Origin of the sequence: Vibrio porteresiae DSM 19223 (assembly GCF_024347055.1) — a bacterium.
GTDB lineage: Bacteria > Pseudomonadota > Gammaproteobacteria > Enterobacterales > Vibrionaceae > Vibrio > Vibrio porteresiae.
The window spans coordinates 2,065,942-2,086,371 of sequence record NZ_AP024895.1 but is presented as its reverse complement, the minus strand read 5'-3'; the positions used below and the strand labels follow the sequence as shown (position 1 = coordinate 2,086,371).

Below are 20,430 nucleotides of genomic sequence, written 5' to 3'. Positions count from 1 at the left end.
TTTATGTATATTTTAATTAAATATTGATCTTTTATAAAAATATCGATATTTTTTGTTTGTTAACACATAACAATGGAATTGTTACAGGAGGCGACATGGATCAGGAGCCGCTACTGGATGTGAGAGATTTGTACTTGAGTGTTCAAACCCACCAAGGGCAAGCTCATATTCTCGATGGTGTTAGTTTTTCCCTACGTAAAGGGAAGGTGACCTGTCTAGTGGGGGAAAGTGGATGTGGTAAAAGTGTCACATCGCTGACCATCATGGGATTACAACATCCTATTGTAAAAGGAAAACGTACTGCTCTTACTGCGACGGGAGAGATCCTCTTTCAGCAGCAAAATCTTCTTGATTTAACAGATCAGGAGATGGAGTCCTTGCGTGGTAATCAAATTGCCATGGTATTTCAAGAGCCGATGACATCACTCAATCCGGTCTTGACCATAGGTGAGCAGCTTGCTGAGGCGGTAAGAACGCACCATCCTGAATTGGCAGAATCTGATATCGAAACTAAGGTACTCGCTACTTTAGAAAAGGTACAAATCTCTGGTCAAGGACGACTCGACGAATACCCATTCCAACTATCAGGAGGAATGCGGCAACGAATTATGATAGCGATGGCGCTTATCAATGAACCCCAGTTACTAATCGCTGATGAGCCAACTACTGCTTTAGATGTGACTGTTCAGGCGCAGATCTTAACGTTGATGAAAGATCTCCAAGATGCACATCAAGCATCAATTTTGTTCATTACTCATGATTTGGGTGTCGTCGCGGAAATTGCAGATGATGTGGTAGTTATGTATGGGGGCCATGTTGTTGAAAGTGGTCCTGTAGAACAAGTCTTTCGTGACCCGCAACATCCATATTTAATCGGCTTGCTCAATTCCATTCCCCGAATTGGTGAAAAGAAAAGCAGTTTAGAAACGATCAAAGGCATGGTTCCCCCAGTGACAAAAATGCCACAGGGGTGTCGCTTTAATACACGTTGTCCTTTTGCCACTGGGCAATGTCAGCAAAAGCCACCTAGACAAGACCATCAAGCGGGACATTCAAGCCATTGCTGGTTTACGCCATTAGAAAAACACTTTGCAATACCAAATGAACCAACGTGTATTGCTAAGGAGAAGATACATGCTTAGTAAAACCATACTTACGGCCAAGAAATTGGAAAAGCATTTCTCTAGCGCTGATGGCACAACAGTACATGCTGTCAATGGAGTGAGTTTTGATGTCTATGAAGGCGAAACTTTAGCGATAGTAGGCGAGTCTGGTTGTGGTAAATCAACACTCGGACGAATGTTGCTAAGGCTTCATGAACCTACAGCTGGTGATGTTATCTACAAAGGTCAAAGCCTACTAGGTTTAAATAGCAAGCAAATGCGTAGCTTACGCAAAGAGCTACAAATGATTTTCCAAGATCCGTTTGCCTCATTAAACCCAAGGATGACGGTGTATAAAACCTTAGCAGAGCCATTAAAAATACACCAAGGTTTACGCGGTCACGAGCTAGATAGTGCGGTGTATGAACTTCTAGAGTTGGTAGGGTTATCTACTTTTCACGCTAACAGTTATCCGCAAGAATTCAGTGGCGGGCAACGCCAACGTATTGCGATTGCACGTGCTTTAGCCAGTCAGCCAACGTTAGTCGTAGGTGATGAACCTGTTTCAGCTTTGGATGTTTCAGTGCAAGCTCAAGTGATTAATCTTCTAAACCAATTAAAGGCAAAATTTGGCTTAACCTTGGTTTTAATTTCTCATGACCTTTCGGTTATTGAGCACATGGCAGATCGCGTGATCGTGATGTATTTAGGGCAAATCGTGGAAATAGGAACGACGGAAGAGGTATTTAATCACCCTAAGCACCCCTATACGCAAGCGTTACTCTCTTCAATTCCGCATCCAGTCCCTGGGTTTAAACAACTCAAAACGCTACATGGAGAGTTGCCCAATCCGAAGAATCTTCCAGAGGGCTGCTATTTTCGCTCTCGTTGCCAATACGCTGGATTACGTTGTGAGCAAGAGCATCCGAGATGTGATATCGCTTTGGACGGTGAACACAAGGTTGCCTGTTTTCAACACCAGACTGTTCCGGATTTTATCCCAGTAAAACTCGAAGAATTGGAATCACCAGATTACAGAAAGCGACAGCTAATCTATCGCCATTTTTCCGATGCTCGGCTCGCAGCAGAATCATAAAGCGAGCCACTTTCAACTCATTGATATAAGGATATAACATGAAAATGAAAACGTTGAGCTTACTGCTTTTAGCAGTTATGGCTCAGACCGCCCAAGCTAAGGATATCACCATTGGGTTGAATTCCGACCCAGATGCGTTAGATCCAGATACCAGCACCACTATGGTCGGGCGTGAAGTGTATACCTCTTTGTTTGACAAGTTGGTCGACATTGATCAGCAGCTCAATATTATTCCAATGCTGGCAACAAGCTGGGGTTGGGTAGATCACAACCAAGGTTTGGTAATGAAGTTGCGCCAAGGTGTTAAATTCCAAGATGGAACCGATTTTGATGCCGAGGCCGTGAAATTTAACCTTGAACGTTCAATAAATCTTAAAGGTTCACGTCGTAAAGGCGAATTAAGCGTGGTGAAAAGCGTTGAGGTAGTTGATAAAAACACAGTAAAAATCAATCTGACTAAACCGTTTATCCCTTTGCTCGCAGCTCTTGCCGATCGTGCTGGAATGATGGTGTCACCAACAGCAGTAAAGAAAGAAGGGGATAAGTTTGCTCAGCATCCTGTCGGGACTGGGCCTTATCAATTTGAAAGCCGTATCGCACAAGACCGAATTGTGCTCACTAAATTTAAAGGTTACTGGGATGCTGAGCATTACCACTTTGATAAAGTGACCTTTCTTCCGCTTCCTGATTCCACGATTCGTTTAGCTAACTTGGAATCAGGTCAACTAGACATTGCTGAGCGTGTCGCTCCAACTGATATCGAAAAAGTGAAAAGCAATCCTAAGCTGAAAGTGATTGAAGCGACCAGTATTGGTTACAACGGTATTATCTTCAACTTGGGATATGGTGCTAATAAAGACAAAGACATGGCGGTTAAGAATCCTTTAGTACGTGAAGCATTTGAATATGCAATAGATCGTAACGTAATTAACCAAGTGGTATTTGCTAATCAGTACATTCCTGACAATCAATGGGTGAGTACAGAAAGTGACTATCACGCGCCAAATCTTCCTGTCCCTCAACGTGATGTAGAAAAAGCGAAAGCATTGTTAAAACAAGCTGGCTACACCAACGGTGTATCAATTGAGTTAATGATCGCAAATACCTCTGAAGCAACACAAATAGGGCAAGTTATTCAAGCGATGGCTGGTGAAGCAGGGATTAACATCAAACTGAAAACCATGGACTTTGCTACCACACTCCAAGTTGAAAACAAAGGCGAATATGAAGCTTATATTCTAGGTTGGAGTGGTCGAGTTGATCCTGATGGCAACATCTATTCGTTTTATGGTAAAGGCGCGCCGCTCAATGAAAATGGTTTTGATGATGAACAGGTTCAGTCACTGCTAGATACCGCACGTACCGAACAAGATGTTGCTAAACGTAAAGCGCTCTATGCACAAGCAATGACGCGTGTGACACAACTTCGCCCTTGGATTTATCTCTATCATCCGAAATGGCAATGGGCAATCTCATCTAACATCAAACATTTCACTCCGTTTGGCGATGGTATGCCGCGCTTACGAGATGTTGAATAACCGTTTCCCCCAGCTAAAGTGCAAATGAAAGAGGAGAAGGGACTCTTCTCCTCTTTGACAAGGAATGTCTATGCTCTCATTTATATTCAAGCGTCTTTATACAGCGATACCGACGCTGTTTTTGATTTCATTATTTATCTTTGGATTGCAAAAACTGATCCCTGGTGATCCTGCACTGGTTTTAGCCGGGGAAGACCGAAGTCCTGAAGCTCTGGCGTATATTCGTGAAGCCTACCATCTTAACGAACCGTTTATTAATCAGTATTTCTATTGGATATCGGAAGCGTTGACTGGAAACCTCGGTACATCGATGAAAACCAGTCAGCCAGTTGTTGATCTATTACTAGCAAAGTTGCCGGTCACCATTGAACTCAGCTTATTGGCCATGGCTTTTGCTTTGATCATTAGTATTCCAATGAGTGTCATTGCGGCAGTTAAACGCAATTCTAAATGGGATTTTAGCGCAAGTATCTTCGCTTTGGCGGGGCAATCTATCCCGAACTTTTGGCTCGGTTTCATGATGATTTTGCTCATTTCAGTACGCTGGGGATGGTTACCTGCCTCTGGGTATGTCAGTCCGTTGGAAAGCATTGCTCAAAATATAGAAACCATGATTATGCCAGCATTTGTTCTTGGCACTGGCCTAGCTGCGACACTGTTTCGGCACTCTCGCGGTGCAATGCTTGAGGTTCTTTCCGCTGATTATATTCGCACCGCTCGTGCAAAAGGAGTGAAGCGCAAAGCCATCTATTTAAAACATGCACTGCGTAATGCCCTGATTCCAGTTGTTACTTTGGCGACGATTCAATTTGGAGAGTTATTGGGCGGTGCTGTATTAACTGAACAAGTTTTCACCATTCCAGGAATAGGTAAGTTAATCGTCGACTCTGTGTATAACCGAGATTTCCCAGTAGTACAGGGAGTCGTAATGTTCTCTGCTCTTATGTTCATCTTGAGCAATATTGTGGCCGACGTGGCGTATTACTTATTGGATCCCAAATTACGTATTCGTGAGGTGCACTAATGGGCGTAATAATGATGAACTCTCAACCCAATATCTCTCTTTGGACCAAGTTTTCTAACAATCGTGCTTGGATGAAATTTCGGGCTAATCCTATTGGTTGGTTTGGCCTCTGCATTATTGTTTTGTTTGCATTAATGGCTATTTTTGCACCACTTTTAGCCCATTTCGATCCAACCAAAACCAACTGGATGGCGGTACGGCAAGCTCCATCGACCATGTACTGGTTAGGCACCGATGAAATTGGTCGCGACATCTATAGTCGTCTTTTATTCGGTGCGCGTGCGTCTTTAATGGCTGGCTTTTTCTCGGTGTTTATCGCCTTCATCATCGGGGTTCCTTTGGGGATGTTAGCTGGGTACTGTGGCGGCAAAATCGACAGCATCATCTCCCGTTGTACAGAAGCTATCATGGCGATGCCATCCTTAATTTTGGCCATAGCATTGGCTGCTGCACTTGGCGCAAGCCTTACTAACGCGATGTTGGCGATTGGTATTGCTAATGTTCCGTTGTTTATTCGATTAACACGCGGTCAGGTAATGACGGTCAAGTACATGGAGTATGTTGAGGCTGCTTATTCTGTGGGTACTTCTCATCTAGGTATTCTATGGAAATACATTTTCCCTAACATTCTTGCTCCGCTATTTATCCAAGTAACTCTATCTTTGGCAAGCGCCATTATTGCTGAGTCTAGCTTGTCATTTTTAGGTTTAGGGCAACAACCACCAGCCGCAAGTTGGGGCAGCATGCTCAACTCAGCAAAGGGATTTTTAACTCAAGCCCCATGGATGGCTATTTGGCCAGGAATGGCAATTTTTGTCATCGTTTTGGCGTTCAATTTGTTTGGTGATGCGTTACGTGATGCGCTGGATCCAAAGTAAGTAAAAGGAATTTTTATGAAAATTCATTCAACATTATATCCATACACATCACAGCGTAACGCTGTGTATGGTACGAATGGCATGGTTGCTACCTCTCAACCCTTAGCAGCACAAGCGGGCATTCGAATTTTGCAGCAAGGAGGTAATGCAGTAGATGCAGCCATTGCGACGGCTGCTGCGTTAACGGTAGTTGAACCAACATCCAACGGAATTGGTGGTGACGCATATGCCTTGGTTTGGATGAAAGAGACTCTCTTTGGTTTAAATGCGAGTGGATTATCACCAGCAGCTTTAAATGTTGAGGTTCTTAAAGAGCAAGGATTGACAGAAATGCCAACCTACGGTTGGACGCCAGTGACAGTGCCCGGTGCACCATCGGCTTGGGCTGCTTTGAATAAGCGTTGGGGTAATTTATCTCTTCTAGAATGTCTAACGCCGGCTATTGAATATGCGCAAAATGGTTATCCAGTTAGCCCTACACTGGCAAAAAATTGGGCTAAGGCGGTAGTGAAGTTTTCACAATTGCGTGCTCAGGAGGGTGGTGAAGTTTACCAAGAATGGCTCAATACCTTTGCACCTAACGGTCGTGCCCCTGCCTTAGGTGAAATGTGGCGCTCCCCAAATCATGCCAACACATTACGTCTTATTGGTGAGACCAATGGTGACGCTTTTTATAAAGGGGAATTGGCCGAAAAAATAGCAGAATCAAGTCGCGCTGCTGGGGGATATTTGGCGGCAAGTGACCTAGTTGAGCATCAAGTTGAATGGGTTGAGCCGGTACACTCTAACTATCGTGGTTATGACATTTGTGAAATTCCCCCTAATGGTCAAGGTATGATAGCCCTAATGGGGCTGAATATTCTTAAGCAGTTTGAGCCCGCCAAACATAACGATGCTGATCAGATGCACAAACAGATCGAGGCTATGAAACTGGCTTTTGCGGACGGTCTTCACTACATCACCGACATCAATGCGATGAGCGTAGAACCAACAGAATTACTCAGTGATGAATACTCCGCTAAACGAGCTAAATTAATTACGGATCAAGCGCAGCAACATTGTCATGGAGACCCTAAAGCAAGTGGTACTGTCTATTTAGCGACAGCTGATCATGAAGGAAATATGGTGTCGTTTATCCAAAGTAACTACATGGGTTTTGGTTCAGGTATTGTTGTTCCCGGAACGGGAATTGGGTTGCAAAACCGTGGTCACACCTTCTCGTTTGATCCCGAGCATGCAAACTATTTGCAGCCAAAAAAACGCACTTTCCATACCATTATCCCAGGCTTTATTACTTATCAAGGTGCAGCGATTGGTCCTTTTGGGGTCATGGGCGGGTTTATGCAACCGCAAGGACATTTGCAAGTGGCGATGAATTTGATCGACTTCAAACTTAATCCACAAGCAGCGTTAGATGCACCGCGCTGGCAATGGATGAAGGGTAACCATGTCGCCGTTGAACCTATGATGCCTTCTCATATCGTGCAAGCATTGATGGAGCGCGGTCATGATATAACTGTAAGTCCTGACTGCAGTAGCTTTGGTCGTGGGCAAGCCATTTTAAGGGAACCAGGTAGCGCCGTTTTAGTCGGTGGTACAGAGTCACGTACTGATGGTGCGGTTATCGCATATTAGTCTTTTAGCTTTGTGCAAGCATGCGTACCAGCTCTCTTCTGGTACGCATCAATCTGTGGTTATTGCATTACTGTGGTTTTCGGCCATGGGTCGGGAAATGTGGTGCCTTGTTGCCAATCTTGAATTTCACTTTCAGTTAAAAAGCAGCGTTGCAGTGCTTTAGTGAAGGTGGTGAGCTGAGCTTTATCACCGATGACGATTAAGCGGCAACGGCGATCGCCAAATCGACCGTTGTGCTGTTCGATCTTGGCTTGCAGGATACGCCGCTCTTCTGGTGTTAACCCATTATCATCTTGTTCCAATATTGCAGAGCGCCACGTACCTATTTGCTCTAGTCCAATACTGCCCGCATTTTGATTCCAAAGCAGAGCATGGGAAGCGCGTGTGGCTAACCAGAAAAAGCCTTTACTGCGATAGATTTGTTTACCTAAATAGTGATGATAGGTATCCCAAAGCCGCTGCGGATGAAACGGGCGGTCATCTTCAATGAGCACCGTTTCCATTTGATAGAGAGAGGCTTCTGCACTGTCTTGTTCAACGGCTTCTTTGAGTTCATCAATCAGTTGCTCCACTAAGGAAAAGCGATAAGTAGGTAACTGCATCAATTCAGCAAGTGCCAACTTGCCCCACGAGACCGCTAAGATTGGCACGTACGGGTTTATCTTTTGCAAAGCTTGGCCAATCTGCTGAGTCTGTTCTGGGCTTAAGCGCTCGGTTTTAGTCAGGATCACATGGCTGGCAAAGAGCACTTGCTCGGCCAATAGATTGGTGATGTCTCGTTTCCCTTGCATCAGATTGGCTTGCAGGTCGGTAACTAGGTTCTGACCATCAGCAAAATCTTGCGCTAACATCACGCTATCCATCAGGGAAAGTACCCCTGTTAATTTGATGCGACTTTGCTGACGACAATAATCAATCAACGGCAGTGGATGCGCACTGCCGGAGGTTTCAATAATCAGTAGTTGCGGCGTGTGATGCGTCAATAAGGTTGAGATAGCGCCATCTAACTTCGCGATTCCCGCAGGTGTACTAAGACTCTCGCCAGCGATTGATATGAGGCTGTGGTGTTTCTTGTCGACCACATCAACATTTTCTACTAAGGCACCGTCAACATCGAACGCATTGAGTTCATTGATGATGACACCAAGTGGTTTATTTTGCTGATGACTTTGAATCACTAGGTTACGCAATAAGGTGGTTTTACCCGAGCCAAGAAAACCGCTCAGGATCACAACAGGAATAGGGTTCATAAAGACACATTGCTCAAAAAAAAGGGAACACTAAAACCGTTGAACTCATCTCGTGAGTGACTCTTAATCTCTTTTTATGTTGAAACCCAACCCGCTTAGCACGGGTTGGGTTCACTTCAAAAGAGGAGTTTTGCCAAACGGTTTTAGATAAAGTTTAGGCGCTTAAAACTCGTTAGAGCGTTTTTTATAACCTTGTACCAGCATGTTATTGGCTGTCACCACAGATTCAGAAAACTCGGAATATTTAGGTGGGACTTTCTCAATGCTATTAAGGTTAAAGCCAGGGCCGATATTAGTCATCGGCGGCACGTGGAACTGCTCTGGCAAATCGAGACTATCGACCACACAGTTGTGGCGAATCACACAGCGATCGCCAATATGGGTGTTAAACACCACACTGTTAAAGCCAATAAATACATCATCTCCCACAGAGCAAGGACCGTGGACGATGGAGCGGTGCGCGATGGAGGTGCGTGCGCCAATATTCACCGCCGCGCCATCTTTCGAGTGAATAACAACCCCATCTTGCAAATTGGAATCATGACCAATCACGATAGGTTGCATCTCACCATTGCTGTCCACTTCATCCGCGCGAATGACGACATAAGGGCCAACAAAAACGTTTTGTTCGATAATCACTTTGCCACAAATGATTGCCGTCGGGTCGACAAAAGCGTCGGGTGAGATAACCGGTAAATCGCCGGATGGATTTTTTCTTATCATGGAGAGTGCCTTCATTAACGGTGGTAGTGTTGAGCTGGGTATTTGTGGTCAATCGCTACCGCATTATGGGCGTGTAAGCTCTCTTGATGATCGACTTTAAACCAGTAATCTTCGAGGTCGCTCATGCTGTGTAATGCCTGCTTAAGCTTTCTGGCGGCATCTTCACAAAACATCAGGTTTTCCGCGTTTAAGCGTGCAAATTCCTGTTCATCCTCACGCTTCACTGAGGTTTGTACTGGCGTCGCAAGCACTGCTTCAAAGTGTTGAATTAGTGCTGCAATATCTGAGTAGTGACAGCCTGCCCACTTCATTTTGATATCCGCAAACGAGCGTTGGCTATGCGGTGTGGCAATGCTGCCTTGAGCAGACTCAATCCATTCAAGCAACTGCTCTTTATCTATGCTTGCAGCGTCAAACTGACGGTCAATCGCCTTTGCCAATAATTGGCGAGACAAGGATGCCGAACATGGACAGGTACTGGAATAGGGGATCGAAATATGGACTTCAGAAAAGGTGCGATCGCCCAATTTCGTAAAGGTCAAATGGATTTGGTACGACTGATAACCAGAGCGATGGCTAAGTAGTGCCTTCTTATGCAATGGCAGCTCGAAACTGAGCGTAAGAGTGGCGTTTTGACTGATATCATTTTGCGATTCCACCATCTCAGAGAGAAACTGACTGATTAAGCTGGAAGAGAGATGCGCCTGAGCTAACTGGTTGTATAAACCTAGATAAAGTCGCGACATATGAATGCCTTTCGCTTCTGCTTTATCTAGACTCACATAAAGATCTGCCTTAGCGGTGACTAACGTCGAGTCTACTGAGCTTATTGGTAGATAGAAAGGCACCGCAATGCCGGACATTCCCACCCATTCAATGGCTGCAGGATGGCTGGCGGTATCTGTCAGAACCACATCTGGCAGAGTAAGTGTTTTGTTCATAATGATTCCGTATAAGCGTAAAAACTATTTTTATTAGAATAAATAAGAAGTTATTGAAAATGTCGCTGGGTAAACACCAACGATAAATTAGTGCTGGGCCTGTTTTGCTGTGTTGGACACGCAATCATCGCATTGGCACTCCAGCTCCAGTTGCGAAGAGATAACCTGGAAACCTTTATCGTCGATATCTTGTTTTAGCGCGTTGATAAGATTGGCGCTCACGTGGAGCTCTTTCACTTTGTGGCAATCACGGCAGATAAGAAAGACAGTGGGTTGGTTAATCTCATCTTTATCCAAAATGTGCGAACAAACCGTAAACTTGTTGATTGAGTTCAGTTTGTGGACTAAATGCAATTGCTGGAACAGATCCAAAATGCGATAGACCGAAATAGCGGGGACGACTTCATCGTATTGTGTTTTGCAAAAATCGATGAGTTCATAGGCCGAAAGCGCTTTACCGGATTTAATCAATCCCATCAGCAAAAGCTTACGTTTGGGGGTAAGTTGACAACCATGTGCGTGACACACGATGGCTGCCTGTTGAATGATCTTTTGGGTTCGCGCAACCATAGATCTGCCCTTTATTCAGTGTTGAGTAATAGTGGTTAAATGAATCGGTATTAATTGGTATTAATCAATAAAATCAATCGTTAAAAGTAAGCGTAGTGATTGCTCTGTCGCAGGTGGTGAGCGATGTACGATGCCGTGTTGCTCATTGCCTTCCCAATATGTGCCTTTGAGCAAGGCGACATCGCCGGTATTCATCTGTTCAATCAAGGCATTGGGGTAATCTTGAGTCACTTGAACTGCATCTTTACCTTTGATCCATTGCGTTGCTTGACCCTAATACGTGGTGACTAAACGGCATCCCACGCGATCCACATGAAAACGAGGGCACATGGTGCTTTCGAGCACGGTTAAGCGCACGCCAACGCGTTTGGCATCAAACAGCACGCTATACATTTCAATCAATTGAGTAATGTCGCAACTCAATTCCTGAGCACAACGCCAATCGCTGAGGGCATCCGCTAACTCTTCAAGCGCTTCATCTTGCGACGTTTGTAATACCATTTGCCAAGTTGGCTTTTGCGTTATGGCCTCTTTAATCTCATCAAGTAACTGTGTGGAAAGTGATCGTTGCCAAACCACCAGATTGTTTTCTGGTCGGAAAATCTGGGTCATGATTAATGGGTCATCACCCAACACAGCTTGACCTGGTGCTAGTGTTTCTGTGTGTTCAATTAACGTGTCTATCATGGTTAGCGCCATTTAGGGAAAGGGTCAGGGAAGGATTCCCAAGTGTCGAGGTCTGCGTCCAACTCGTCTTCGGTAAGCAAACAAGCATCCAAAGCAGCAGTGATGGCTGCTTGGTCAAGGTTTTGGCCGATGAACACCAACTCTTGGCGCATGTCACCAAAAGGTTCAACCCACAGACTTTGGATTTTCTCTAAGCTATCGGCATCCGTTGGCCAATATTTTTTCGGCATGGCCCGCCAAAAAACGCCGGCAAAACCATGACGAGAAACACCCCCAGCTTGACTCCATTGCCCGACATAGCCAGTGCGAGTTGCCAGCCAAAAGTAACCTTTAGAACGCAGTAAATTGGGGATCTGTTTGGTGCTTTCTAGAAAGCGATAAAAACGCTCAGGATGGAAGGGCTTCCTTGCCACATAGGGGAAACTACTAATGCCGTATTCTTCACTTTCTGGTGCGTGTTCACCGCGCATTTCTTGCAACCAACCAGGTGCGGCTGCCGCTTGTTCAAAATCAAATAGATGTGTGCCAAGGACTTGTTCTACATCGATATGTCCATTTTCGATGGGAATGATCTTGGCGCGACGATTGAGCGTGCGCAAAATCGCTTCTAGCTCAGTGACTTGATCTGGACTGACTAAATCGGTTTTGCTTATCAAAATCACATCGGCAAATTCAACTTGTTCAATCAACAGGTCAGTGATGCTGCGTTCATCCTCTTCGCCAAGGCTTTCTCCTGCCTCTTGCAGAGATTGAGCTTGGCGATAATCACGCATGAAATTGACCGAATCAACCACAGTAACCATGGTGTCGAGTTGTGCGACATCTGAGAGTGATACGCCTTCGTCATCGGCAAAGGTGAATGTCTCTGCAACTGGCAAAGGTTCTGATATTCCAGAAGATTCAATCACCAGATAATCAAAACGATTTTCTTTGGCCAATTTGCTCACTTCTTGCAACAGGTCTTCTCTTAACGTGCAGCAGATACAGCCATTACTTAAAGAGACCAGTTTTTCTTCACTGTGATTCAAGGTGACTTCTTGTTCGACAATCTCGCTATCGATGTTGATTTCACTCATGTCATTGACGATGACCGCCACTTTACGCCCTTGTCGATTGTTCAAAATATGACTTAATACGGTCGTTTTCCCCGCACCTAAAAATCCGGATAGAACAGTGACGGGTAAAGCTGAAGCGGTGTGATCTAACATTGATAGCGTCCCATGTGATCATTTTAGAAATGTTATAACATTACAATTTGACGAGTTCAATCACAAAAATAGTTGGGGTATCAGCGTAGAGGTGCAGACAGGCATCAACTGAGACTGAAGGGCTATTTGGGTTAAGCGACTTTTGTCGCGCCAACTAAGCTTGTACTATAGAGACGATGAACATTAACCCAGGCACATAAAGTGTGACGTTTTGAAAGGATAAAAATGTATGGTGAAACGCTTTTCAACCCATGACATTGCTGATTCTGAGCGCTTTGATTATTGGCAAGGGCTAATTGAATCAACCTATTACACACCCACCTATAACCGTCGTTTGAGCAGTGAAGGATTTGATGGTTCACTGGAAGTGAAACGTTTTGGTGGCTCATTAATCACACGGATCAAATCCACACCAATCGAGTACTGTGACTATCACCCCGATCAAAATGACAATATTTTGGTCACTCTGTCCTTCTGCCAACGGGCAATTTTGACCCAAAATGGTCGTACTTTTGAGCAAAAGCCGGGTGACATTTTGGTGTACGACAGTGCTCAGCCATTCTCTTGCCATTTCCCAAATGGCGATGATCAAATGGTCATGTCGATTCCACGCGGGTTGTTTTTATCGCACTTTAACCAGCCAGATAAAGTGATTAATCAGGTATTGCCAAGCCACTCATTGTTAGGCAACGTCTCGGTATCTTTACTGCAAAGTATCTGGCAGGTTCAAGAACAAGATTCAGGTGTGGGAGACAAGATGATCTCATCAATGTTAACCATGCTCGATTCGGCCTACGATGCAGAAAATGGCCCGCTTTTGTCTCTCAAAGCCAGCGAGAAACTGTATAAAGTGCAAAAGTATCTGTTGGATAGAATTGATGATTCGTCATTAACCATTGAGTCGATTGCCAAAGACAACAATATGTCAGCCCGTACCCTTAATCGTCTGTTTGCTGCGGAACAAACCACTGTGATGCGCTGGTTATGGCAACAGCGTTTAAGTGCTTGTTATAAAGCCTTGCTGAGTCGTCGCTACAGTACCATCACCGAAACTGCATTTACTTTTGGTTTTTCTAACATGACGCATTTTAGTCGCCTGTTTAAAGAAACTTACGGGATTACGGCAAAACAGCTCCTTGATAAGAAAAGCTCACTTTAATCGTGAGCATGGCGCACTAAGCAAAGCATTTGTCCTTCTCAGACTAACGGATTCATTCCTATCGCTTCCATAATGAGTGTCGAGTAAACAACTACACAATTTTGGATGTTCAGCTCGAAGCTGAATATTGAGGAGTGAATGTTTTATGGCTGATTCAGCACAAAAGAAACCGTTACGTCTGTTTTTCCCTCAATGGCAGGGTGGTGATAATCCGCCATACCACTTCGGTGCGCAATTACTTAATTGGTTAGCACCTGATCCAACAGGGCCAGTTGAAGAAGTGAATGTCGCAGAGCCGACATCAGAAGGGTTACGTAACGAGCAAGGGATTGTTGGACGTAAAGCATTGTTAGCTCAATTAGTCGATGCACGTGCGAAGATCGACAAACACCAACCAGACAGCATCGTCGTCATCGGTGGTGATTGCCTAGTCGATTTGGCGCCATTTGCTTATCTTAACGAACGTTACGATGGTGAACTGGCTATTTTATGGGTTGATGCGCACCCAGATATCATGGGACCTGAGCAGTTTGAACATGCCCACGCCCATGTGCTTGGCAACTTGCTTGGTCAAGGGGATAGCGAATTTACCGCTCACGTAAAACAAACGGTTAAAGCAAGCAATGTTTGCTATGTTGGCGTGAACAACACCACTGAGTGGGAAACCCACGAAATGGAACGTTTAGGCTTGAAGAACATCTCTCCCGCCGAACTGGCTGAGAAAGGTACTCAAGCGGTCGTTGACTGGTTTAAATCCACCGGTGCCAAACATTTAGCGGTGCACCTTGATTTGGATGTGCTTGACCCAGCGACATTCCGCAGCCTGCTATTTTGCAAGCTGGATGCTGAACCCCATGAGTTTGATGGCATCGCGCGCGGTCAATTGACCATGCAACAAGTAGTAAACGTGCTGAGTGATGTAGCAAAAGTCGCTGATGTGGTTGGTTTAGGTGTTGCAGAACATCTCCCTTGGGATGCGATTGCGATGAAAAACATGTTAGCGAACCTACCTCTGTTAGGAAATAAGTAACGTGATAATAAGTTAGGTAATCCATCGCTTTACTGTGAGCTATGACCCCATTATTTGATCTGTTCACCCCATTATTCTGTTGAACGATGGTATTAAAACGGTTTGTTTGTCCCTAGAACTGTAATGAACTCGTTAGTTCGCCGCTGAGTTAGCTAAACTCAGCGGTTTTTTTATTTTTGTAATAGGGGAAAAGTGGGTATGGGTTAGTCATGGTTACTGCTAAGGTATAAAGCTTATCACGCAAAAGGAGACTTCCATGTCGCGAACTGTTCATTTTTATGAGCCGCAAAAAGGCCATCAACTGGCTCACGATCCGTTTAAATCGATTATTGCACCAAGACCGATTGGCTGGATCTCTTCCCGTTCAGCGCAAGGTGTTGATAATTTAGCACCCTATAGTTTCTTTAATGCGTTTAGCGACTCGCCACCGATCATCGGGTTTTCCAGCGCCGGTTGGAAAGACTCTGTCGCTAATATTCAAGAAACGGGAGAGTTTTGTTGGAATATGACGAGCAAAAGCTTGGTGGAAAAAATGAACCTAAGCTGCGCGCCGATTCCTGCAAGTGAATCCGAATTTGCATTTAGTGGTTTAACGGCGGTGGAATCGCGCTTAGTTAACGTCCCGCGTGTGGCTGAAGCGCCCGTGTCGTTTGAATGCAAATTAACTCAACTGATTCAATTAAATAACGCGCAGCAACAAGCCATCCCATTTTGGTTGGTTCTTGGTGAAGTGGTCGGCGTTCATATTGATACGGATTTTCTTGAAGAGGGCGTATTTCAAACGGTGAAAGCAGCGCCTGTTATGCGCGCGGGTGGTCCAGCCACCTATTTTGGCATCAGCGCTGACACCCAATTTGAGCTGTTTCGGCCAGAATATCCTCGTCCTTAGAGATTTCATCGAGAGATAGAGACAAGCTAGCATCCCCCCAACCGCAGAAAGCACTGCGGTTGGGTTTTTCTATGGGTGTGGCTTTGGAATTGATGCGCTACAGCGCTTCTGTCCGATTAGGCAACATAGGTTGATTCGTCGAACTTGCTACGGGGCAATTTTGATTAACTCACTAGGGCTTTGCAAAATCATGGATGGCTGTTCGGATGAGAGCTCCTCATAGTCACCATAGCCCCACAGAACGCCCACCGATTTGAGTCCGTTACGATGAGCTGCAATTAAGTCTACATTGCGGTCACCGACCATAATGGAACCCGAGCCGATCGTTCCCGCTGAACGTAAATCGGATAACTGCGCTACTTTGGTGATTCCAACATCCCCGCCATTAACAAATTCAAATAGGTGTCTAATTTCAAATAAAGTTAAGATGCGCTCAGCAAAGTCCGCTCTTTTTGAAGTGCACACCGCTAACGGGATATGTTGATTTAACGACTCTAAACTGGAAACGACGCCTTCATAGAGCTTATTTTCCGAGAAGCCGACCTCTGAATAGCGCTCGCGATATTTGGCGACCAGCGAGAGTATTAGCTTAGAATCACTCGAATTGGATAGCTCCTTAAAAGTGCTATCCAAAGGTGGACCAATATAACGCTGTAATTCTTGCTCACTTCTCACAGCCAAACCATGCTCTGCCAGTGCGTAGTTTATCGAACGAACAATGCCGTCTTTTGGGTCACTAATGGTTCCATCGAGGTCAAATACTATAAAATCCTGAGCCACTTTATCTCCTTGTGTTGATTTGATTACCATATAACGCATAGTTCGGTTGCCAAATACAGGGCGCTATATTTTGGCAATCTAAATTAGGTCAAAATTAATTATTGACTCCCAACTTTTTTATAGCGTTAAGCCCTAGTCTCATTTGGGACAGCTACGACCTGGAAGTCATTTTTATATATCACTAGACCAAGTGCATCAGATATTAATTCCCAAAATTCCAGATTTTTTAGTTCATGTTGCCTCTAAAGTTTATAACTCTTTAATAAAAGGAAAAGTAACAATTGGCTATAATCATGAAATGATAGTCAACTGTTACTTTTCTGTTTTGTTAATTTTTTAGATACTTTAGAACCAAGGCTTTTTGCCTATTACATAGGTTTGCTCAAATTCTTCATCTGATTTAACTAGATAAAGAATGAATTCTACAAATGCTATTATTCCAATAATCGCCGAAGGAATGCCAAGTAATATAAAACCAAACAAAAATACCAGCAGCATTATCACTCCCTGCTTGGTATAACCTAAGTAAAATTTATGAGCACCAAAGGCACCAAGGAAAAAAGCAAACAATGCAGCAGCTATTTTTTTAGATGCTCCACCCGCAACAAGTGTCTCTATATATATGGCTTCTGCATTTTCACCTTTTGCCGCGAAGTCAACTTTGTTGCCCACTTTAGGTAAAACTGATCCTTTCCATTGCTCCATATCAAAATTATACCGATTCCCATCATCTCCAGAAATCACTCCAGAACGGCTTTCTTGATTAAAATCTAGGATTTTACCCTTCATATTTTACCACTCCATTATTTTGGTTGTTTTTTAACCATTTGTCATTGTCTTTTCAGCAGACATTGTTATTAATAATAAATTCAGAAAATACAGACGCCATAAAAGTACACATATGCATAATCACAATTAATCAACTAGGCACATAATCTAATATTAGTATATGTAGGTCAAGAACTGACATAAGAAAGTGGTCAGGAATTTTAAGCTAAACAGTTGCTTGGCAAAACTTGGTTAGAGCCAATGGCAAACTGCGGCAATAGTCAGTGACTAGTTTCGCTCTTTATCTCACCTGCATGGTTAACATCTTGGTGCATAGTTACGACAATATTTAACAATTGATGGTTTGGCTTTGTGGATTGTTATGTTATAACGTTGTTTGTTATTAATGATGAGTAAATCATCGTCGCTATGAGTTTTGTTTTATGAAAGATGTAAAAGGTGTGTTTCGTAACCTTGAGAAAATGCTGCGTCAAGCCAGTTGGTTCGATGAGGGGTGGGAAATCTATAATCGTGGAAGTTACCTCCAGCTCTACAAGGACAGTTGGTTTAATCACAATCAGGGTGGGGTGCATTTTGAGACCTTTATCGAAGCACCGCAGATAAAACAGAAATCATTTCCTGTTTGTGTCCATGCAGAAGAAGATTGCCCTGCTCAGGCCGATTTTATTCGCCAGTTAGTGGAACTTGAGCAGCAGCGAATCGCCAGTTGGAAAGGCTATAAAATGTTGGATAGCAGTTATGGTATCTGTCAGAAAACGCTGCCGCTTAACTTTAAGAGCCTTGAACAGAAACTATTTGAAGAGTTCAACCGGCTGCGCAGCTTAGAATCGAGCATCGATCAACTGCTCCGCACGCTTTGAAAACGAGCCTATCTGACAGCAAGTAGAAGAAAGCATATGAAGAAAAATAAAAGCCCTTGTATCGATATGTGCGATTTTTCCCACGCCAAAGGCTGGTGTTTAGGTTGTGCGAGAACGCGTGAAGAGTGCAAAAATTGGAAGTCGCTGAAACCTTATGCGCTGAATATTTTGCAAAAAGATCTGCAAAAAAGAATGGCACAGATTCAAGCAGAATCGAACAAGTAAAGCGCCTTCGCAATCATCAAACTTATCCCATCTTTTATAGCGATCACCTTGGTGGTCGCTATTTGTTTTTTTCTTACTCAAGTAATGATTTTGGCGCCATGCCATATTGGTCTTTAAAGCGGCGGCTAAAATGGGAAAGATCTTTAAAGCCGAACTGAAAGGCTGCCTCAGTAACGTTGCGCACTTTTCCTAAACTGAGCGCTTGATAGGCTCCGGCTAAGCGTTGGTTTTGTAGCCATTGCCGTGGGGTTTCACCGATTTCTGCAAATAACCTAGAGAGAGTCCGTACCGACATACATTGTGCTTTGGCGATGGTCTCTAATGAGAGATCTTCGTCATTGAGATGTTGGCGAATATAGTTTTTCACCGCGGCTAATTGATTTGAGGTTGGGTGGCAAGGCTCATTACCGCTTACTGAGCGTGATATCGCCGTGGTTAATATCTCTAGTGACGGTGTCACAAAATGGCGTTCATCAATAAGTTCAGCAGATGTGGCGATCAGATGGGTCTCTTCTACCAGAGAGCGAACTAAGCGATTGTAAACGGTGCCGGCAGTGAGAATATTGGCACCGAGTTGATCCATGTTGGGAATCTTAGTCGTTAATAAAGGGCGGGGCACACGGATTAAGGTTGCTTTGTACGCGGTGGGGTAGCGAAAAGCGTAGGGGCGTCCGGAATCGTAAATCAGCACATCACCGACTTGTTGAGTCACTCTGCGATCATGCTGTTCAAAATGCGCACTGCCTTCGGTCATTACGGAGATAAAAATATCGTCTCGTTCAATCAAGTTAAGGTCGCATTTGCGTCGGTCATAGTAGATGGCATCAGAAACCACATCACTGATTTCAGTAGAACCAAATTCATTAACCGAAGTGGATGCGTTAAATATGGTTTGATTGGCTATCTTCCCTAAACATGGAGCGTAGCGCTGAAATACGACATCATTCCAATAATCGAAGCGTTCTTTAGTTTGAATACCAGCAGTTGAAAACAGATGGCCCATAAGTCACCTCACCTTTAGATTATGTTACTCAACTTAAGTAAGATTAGTTTAAGCAAGATTAGTGCCTTATTTGTGGTATTTTTAGTTGTTATAAGTTGTTGAATAATATTGCTATTTTAATGGTAAATTTAATAAAATGGCATTTTTGTTAAATGAATTGGTTTAGATGTGCTTTATTGGTGCGATTGTGCCCAGTAATGTCCCAATTTTAACTAGGCTAAGTTTAAAGTTGACTATAAAAAATACAGGGGAATCAGCATCAAAAATGGGACAAAAAAGAGAAATCCTCAGCCCAACACTGAGGATTTTTTATTGAGGTGGCTGGTTAATCAATTAGTAAACTGCTGCAAATACGCGAGCTGGAAAACTTGCCATCGGAACTCGTGGTGGTACTGCGGTTAAATAAGCATTTTTCCCATTTACCGCTGCGATGTTTGTCATGTCTTCACATATCACAACGCCATGACTCAACAAAATGTTGTGTACTGGGATTTCTGCATTAGGGTTTTTAATATTGTCGACCAATGGAGAGTCGATTCCCACTAGAGCAACCCCTTGAGAGACAAGGTATTCAGCCGCTTCATTGGATAGGTAAGGGCAGTTTTCACCATAATCAGCCGTACCAAAATGTTGATCGTGTTGCGTATTAAGTAAAACGGCGCAACCTTTCAGTTCTAAGCCTGCAAAATCAATGGCTTCGTAGAAAATTCGTTCTGTCGGTTTGTTCACCACAACCACTGGCAAATTCACCAGTTTCTCTAATGGATAGTCACAAATTTTGTGTCCATTAGGGTCTTCGTGGAAAGGTGAATCGATGTAAGTTCCTGAAATACCAAATAGTGACATGCCGTCAATCAACGCACTGTTTTCAAAGCGTGGTGCGTGTTCAAAGATATCCACATGACTTAATCCTGGGTAGGTTTCCATCCCATGTTGAATTTGATGGTTTAATTCAATGAACTCTTTAACCGGAGTGGGTTTGACCGTTTGTGTCATGATGACGTCCTTATCTTATGGGGAACACAGGTCAGTCTAGATGCTG

Annotated in this window: 20 protein-coding genes and 1 pseudogene; 11 read left to right on the top strand and 10 right to left on the bottom strand. The window is 44.0% G+C overall.

Going from position 1 to position 20,430, the window contains the following annotated elements; genetic code table 11:
- Nucleotides 1-95 precede the first annotated feature (95 nt).
- The 6 genes from OCV11_RS09370 to OCV11_RS09345 all read left to right on the top strand — a co-directional run bounded on the left by OCV11_RS09370 (nucleotide 96) and on the right by OCV11_RS09345 (nucleotide 7,274).
- The gene (locus tag OCV11_RS09370) at nucleotides 96-1,142 is read left to right on the top strand and encodes an ABC transporter ATP-binding protein (RefSeq protein ID WP_261892515.1); all 1,047 of its coding nucleotides are present in this window, start codon (nucleotides 96-98) and stop codon (nucleotides 1,140-1,142) included.
- Nucleotides 1,135-2,199 carry an ABC transporter ATP-binding protein gene (locus tag OCV11_RS09365; protein ID WP_261892513.1) on the top strand — a complete coding sequence of 355 codons (1,065 nt, stop codon included), beginning with the start codon at nucleotides 1,135-1,137 and terminating at the stop codon, nucleotides 2,197-2,199. Before OCV11_RS09370 ends, OCV11_RS09365 begins: the two co-directional genes overlap by 8 nt.
- Before the next feature lie 38 nt (nucleotides 2,200-2,237).
- On the top strand, nucleotides 2,238-3,737 hold the full coding sequence (locus OCV11_RS09360) for an ABC transporter substrate-binding protein (RefSeq protein WP_261892511.1): 1,500 nt from the start codon (nucleotides 2,238-2,240) through the stop codon (nucleotides 3,735-3,737).
- Nucleotides 3,738-3,807: 70 nt separating this feature from the next.
- Entirely contained in the window at nucleotides 3,808-4,761 is a 954-nt protein-coding gene (locus tag OCV11_RS09355) for an ABC transporter permease (protein ID WP_261892509.1), read from the top strand.
- Between the two features lie 11 nt (nucleotides 4,762-4,772).
- Nucleotides 4,773-5,639 carry an ABC transporter permease gene (locus OCV11_RS09350; protein WP_261892507.1) on the top strand — a complete coding sequence of 289 codons (867 nt, stop codon included), beginning with the start codon at nucleotides 4,773-4,775 and terminating at the stop codon, nucleotides 5,637-5,639.
- Between the two features lie 15 nt (nucleotides 5,640-5,654).
- Nucleotides 5,655-7,274 carry a gamma-glutamyltransferase family protein gene (locus OCV11_RS09345; RefSeq protein ID WP_261892505.1) on the top strand — a complete coding sequence of 540 codons (1,620 nt, stop codon included), beginning with the start codon at nucleotides 5,655-5,657 and terminating at the stop codon, nucleotides 7,272-7,274.
- Nucleotides 7,275-7,333: 59 nt separating this feature from the next.
- Here the strand turns inward: OCV11_RS09345 and OCV11_RS09340 are convergent, their stop codons facing one another.
- The 6 genes and pseudogenes from OCV11_RS09340 to zigA form a co-directional block, all read right to left on the bottom strand.
- The gene (locus tag OCV11_RS09340) at nucleotides 7,334-8,524 is read right to left on the bottom strand and encodes a CobW family GTP-binding protein (RefSeq protein ID WP_261892503.1); all 1,191 of its coding nucleotides are present in this window, start codon (nucleotides 8,522-8,524) and stop codon (nucleotides 7,334-7,336) included.
- 162 nt (nucleotides 8,525-8,686) lie between these two features.
- Nucleotides 8,687-9,247, bottom strand: coding sequence for a DapH/DapD/GlmU-related protein (locus OCV11_RS09335; protein WP_261892501.1), 561 nt, complete (start codon nucleotides 9,245-9,247; stop codon nucleotides 8,687-8,689).
- Between the two features lie 14 nt (nucleotides 9,248-9,261).
- The gene (folE2, locus tag OCV11_RS09330) at nucleotides 9,262-10,188 is read right to left on the bottom strand and encodes a GTP cyclohydrolase FolE2 (protein ID WP_261892499.1); all 927 of its coding nucleotides are present in this window, start codon (nucleotides 10,186-10,188) and stop codon (nucleotides 9,262-9,264) included.
- 87 nt (nucleotides 10,189-10,275) lie between these two features.
- Nucleotides 10,276-10,758 carry a Fur family transcriptional regulator gene (locus OCV11_RS09325; RefSeq protein ID WP_261892497.1) on the bottom strand — a complete coding sequence of 161 codons (483 nt, stop codon included), beginning with the start codon at nucleotides 10,756-10,758 and terminating at the stop codon, nucleotides 10,276-10,278.
- Nucleotides 10,759-10,818: 60 nt separating this feature from the next.
- Nucleotides 10,819-11,445 (bottom strand): annotated as a pseudogene (locus OCV11_RS09320) (DUF1826 domain-containing protein).
- Nucleotides 11,446-11,447: 2 nt separating this feature from the next.
- On the bottom strand, nucleotides 11,448-12,653 hold the full coding sequence (gene zigA, locus OCV11_RS09315; RefSeq protein ID WP_261892495.1) for a zinc metallochaperone GTPase ZigA: 1,206 nt from the start codon (nucleotides 12,651-12,653) through the stop codon (nucleotides 11,448-11,450).
- Nucleotides 12,654-12,882: 229 nt separating this feature from the next.
- Here zigA and OCV11_RS09310 point away from each other — a divergent pair, with 229 nt between their 5' ends.
- From OCV11_RS09310 to OCV11_RS09300, 3 genes are all read left to right on the top strand, one after another.
- On the top strand, nucleotides 12,883-13,812 hold the full coding sequence (locus tag OCV11_RS09310; RefSeq protein ID WP_261892492.1) for a helix-turn-helix domain-containing protein: 930 nt from the start codon (nucleotides 12,883-12,885) through the stop codon (nucleotides 13,810-13,812).
- Between the two features lie 145 nt (nucleotides 13,813-13,957).
- Nucleotides 13,958-14,842, top strand: a complete 885-nt coding sequence (locus OCV11_RS09305; RefSeq protein ID WP_261892490.1) for an arginase family protein — start codon at nucleotides 13,958-13,960, stop codon at nucleotides 14,840-14,842.
- Between the two features lie 256 nt (nucleotides 14,843-15,098).
- Nucleotides 15,099-15,731, top strand: a complete 633-nt coding sequence (locus OCV11_RS09300; RefSeq protein WP_261892488.1) for a flavin reductase family protein — start codon at nucleotides 15,099-15,101, stop codon at nucleotides 15,729-15,731.
- Between the two features lie 147 nt (nucleotides 15,732-15,878).
- On the opposite strand, the gene OCV11_RS09295 is transcribed toward OCV11_RS09300, so the two are convergent.
- Both OCV11_RS09295 and OCV11_RS09290 read right to left on the bottom strand, forming a co-directional pair.
- Nucleotides 15,879-16,511 (bottom strand): HAD hydrolase-like protein, encoded by a 633-nt coding sequence (locus OCV11_RS09295; RefSeq protein WP_261892486.1) that lies wholly within the window; start codon nucleotides 16,509-16,511, stop codon nucleotides 15,879-15,881.
- Between the two features lie 345 nt (nucleotides 16,512-16,856).
- Nucleotides 16,857-17,300, bottom strand: coding sequence for a TM2 domain-containing protein (locus OCV11_RS09290; protein ID WP_261892484.1), 444 nt, complete (start codon nucleotides 17,298-17,300; stop codon nucleotides 16,857-16,859).
- A 422-nt stretch (nucleotides 17,301-17,722) separates the two neighbouring features.
- On the opposite strand from OCV11_RS09290, the gene OCV11_RS09285 reads away from it, so the two are divergent.
- Both OCV11_RS09285 and OCV11_RS09280 read left to right on the top strand, forming a co-directional pair.
- Complete coding sequence (locus OCV11_RS09285; RefSeq protein WP_261892480.1) at nucleotides 17,723-18,160, top strand: hypothetical protein; 438 nt, start codon at nucleotides 17,723-17,725, stop codon at nucleotides 18,158-18,160.
- Between the two features lie 36 nt (nucleotides 18,161-18,196).
- On the top strand, nucleotides 18,197-18,385 hold the full coding sequence (locus OCV11_RS09280; RefSeq protein WP_261892479.1) for a DUF1289 domain-containing protein: 189 nt from the start codon (nucleotides 18,197-18,199) through the stop codon (nucleotides 18,383-18,385).
- A 73-nt stretch (nucleotides 18,386-18,458) separates the two neighbouring features.
- On the opposite strand, the gene OCV11_RS09275 is transcribed toward OCV11_RS09280, so the two are convergent.
- Nucleotides 18,459-19,388: a helix-turn-helix domain-containing protein gene (locus OCV11_RS09275; protein WP_261892477.1), complete on the bottom strand. Its 930-nt coding sequence runs from the start codon at nucleotides 19,386-19,388 to the stop codon at nucleotides 18,459-18,461.
- Between the two features lie 333 nt (nucleotides 19,389-19,721).
- Entirely contained in the window at nucleotides 19,722-20,384 is a 663-nt protein-coding gene (locus OCV11_RS09270) for a cyclase family protein (RefSeq protein ID WP_261892475.1), read from the bottom strand.
- Between the last annotated feature and the right edge of the window lie 46 nt (nucleotides 20,385-20,430).

What these genes read in the sequence shown, in the direction of transcription:
- OCV11_RS09280 (WP_261892479.1), top strand. Translation starts at nt 18,197, where the DNA reads ATGAAGAAAAATAAAAGCCCTTGTATCGATATGTGCGATTTTTCCCAC.
- OCV11_RS09370 (WP_261892515.1), top strand. Translation starts at nt 96, where the DNA reads ATGGATCAGGAGCCGCTACTGGATGTGAGAGATTTGTACTTGAGTGTT.
- OCV11_RS09325 (WP_261892497.1), bottom strand. Translation starts at nt 10,758, where the DNA reads ATGGTTGCGCGAACCCAAAAGATCATTCAACAGGCAGCCATCGTGTGT.
- OCV11_RS09270 (WP_261892475.1), bottom strand. Translation starts at nt 20,384, where the DNA reads ATGACACAAACGGTCAAACCCACTCCGGTTAAAGAGTTCATTGAATTA.
- OCV11_RS09335 (WP_261892501.1), bottom strand. Translation starts at nt 9,247, where the DNA reads ATGATAAGAAAAAATCCATCCGGCGATTTACCGGTTATCTCACCCGAC.
- OCV11_RS09360 (WP_261892511.1), top strand. Translation starts at nt 2,238, where the DNA reads ATGAAAATGAAAACGTTGAGCTTACTGCTTTTAGCAGTTATGGCTCAG.
- folE2 (WP_261892499.1), bottom strand. Translation starts at nt 10,188, where the DNA reads ATGAACAAAACACTTACTCTGCCAGATGTGGTTCTGACAGATACCGCC.
- OCV11_RS09275 (WP_261892477.1), bottom strand. Translation starts at nt 19,388, where the DNA reads ATGGGCCATCTGTTTTCAACTGCTGGTATTCAAACTAAAGAACGCTTC.
- OCV11_RS09285 (WP_261892480.1), top strand. Translation starts at nt 17,723, where the DNA reads ATGAAAGATGTAAAAGGTGTGTTTCGTAACCTTGAGAAAATGCTGCGT.
- OCV11_RS09355 (WP_261892509.1), top strand. Translation starts at nt 3,808, where the DNA reads ATGCTCTCATTTATATTCAAGCGTCTTTATACAGCGATACCGACGCTG.
- OCV11_RS09340 (WP_261892503.1), bottom strand. Translation starts at nt 8,524, where the DNA reads ATGAACCCTATTCCTGTTGTGATCCTGAGCGGTTTTCTTGGCTCGGGT.
- OCV11_RS09345 (WP_261892505.1), top strand. Translation starts at nt 5,655, where the DNA reads ATGAAAATTCATTCAACATTATATCCATACACATCACAGCGTAACGCT.
- OCV11_RS09310 (WP_261892492.1), top strand. Translation starts at nt 12,883, where the DNA reads ATGGTGAAACGCTTTTCAACCCATGACATTGCTGATTCTGAGCGCTTT.
- zigA (WP_261892495.1), bottom strand. Translation starts at nt 12,653, where the DNA reads ATGTTAGATCACACCGCTTCAGCTTTACCCGTCACTGTTCTATCCGGA.
- OCV11_RS09350 (WP_261892507.1), top strand. Translation starts at nt 4,773, where the DNA reads ATGATGAACTCTCAACCCAATATCTCTCTTTGGACCAAGTTTTCTAAC.
- OCV11_RS09305 (WP_261892490.1), top strand. Translation starts at nt 13,958, where the DNA reads ATGGCTGATTCAGCACAAAAGAAACCGTTACGTCTGTTTTTCCCTCAA.
- OCV11_RS09300 (WP_261892488.1), top strand. Translation starts at nt 15,099, where the DNA reads ATGTCGCGAACTGTTCATTTTTATGAGCCGCAAAAAGGCCATCAACTG.
- OCV11_RS09290 (WP_261892484.1), bottom strand. Translation starts at nt 17,300, where the DNA reads ATGAAGGGTAAAATCCTAGATTTTAATCAAGAAAGCCGTTCTGGAGTG.
- OCV11_RS09365 (WP_261892513.1), top strand. Translation starts at nt 1,135, where the DNA reads ATGCTTAGTAAAACCATACTTACGGCCAAGAAATTGGAAAAGCATTTC.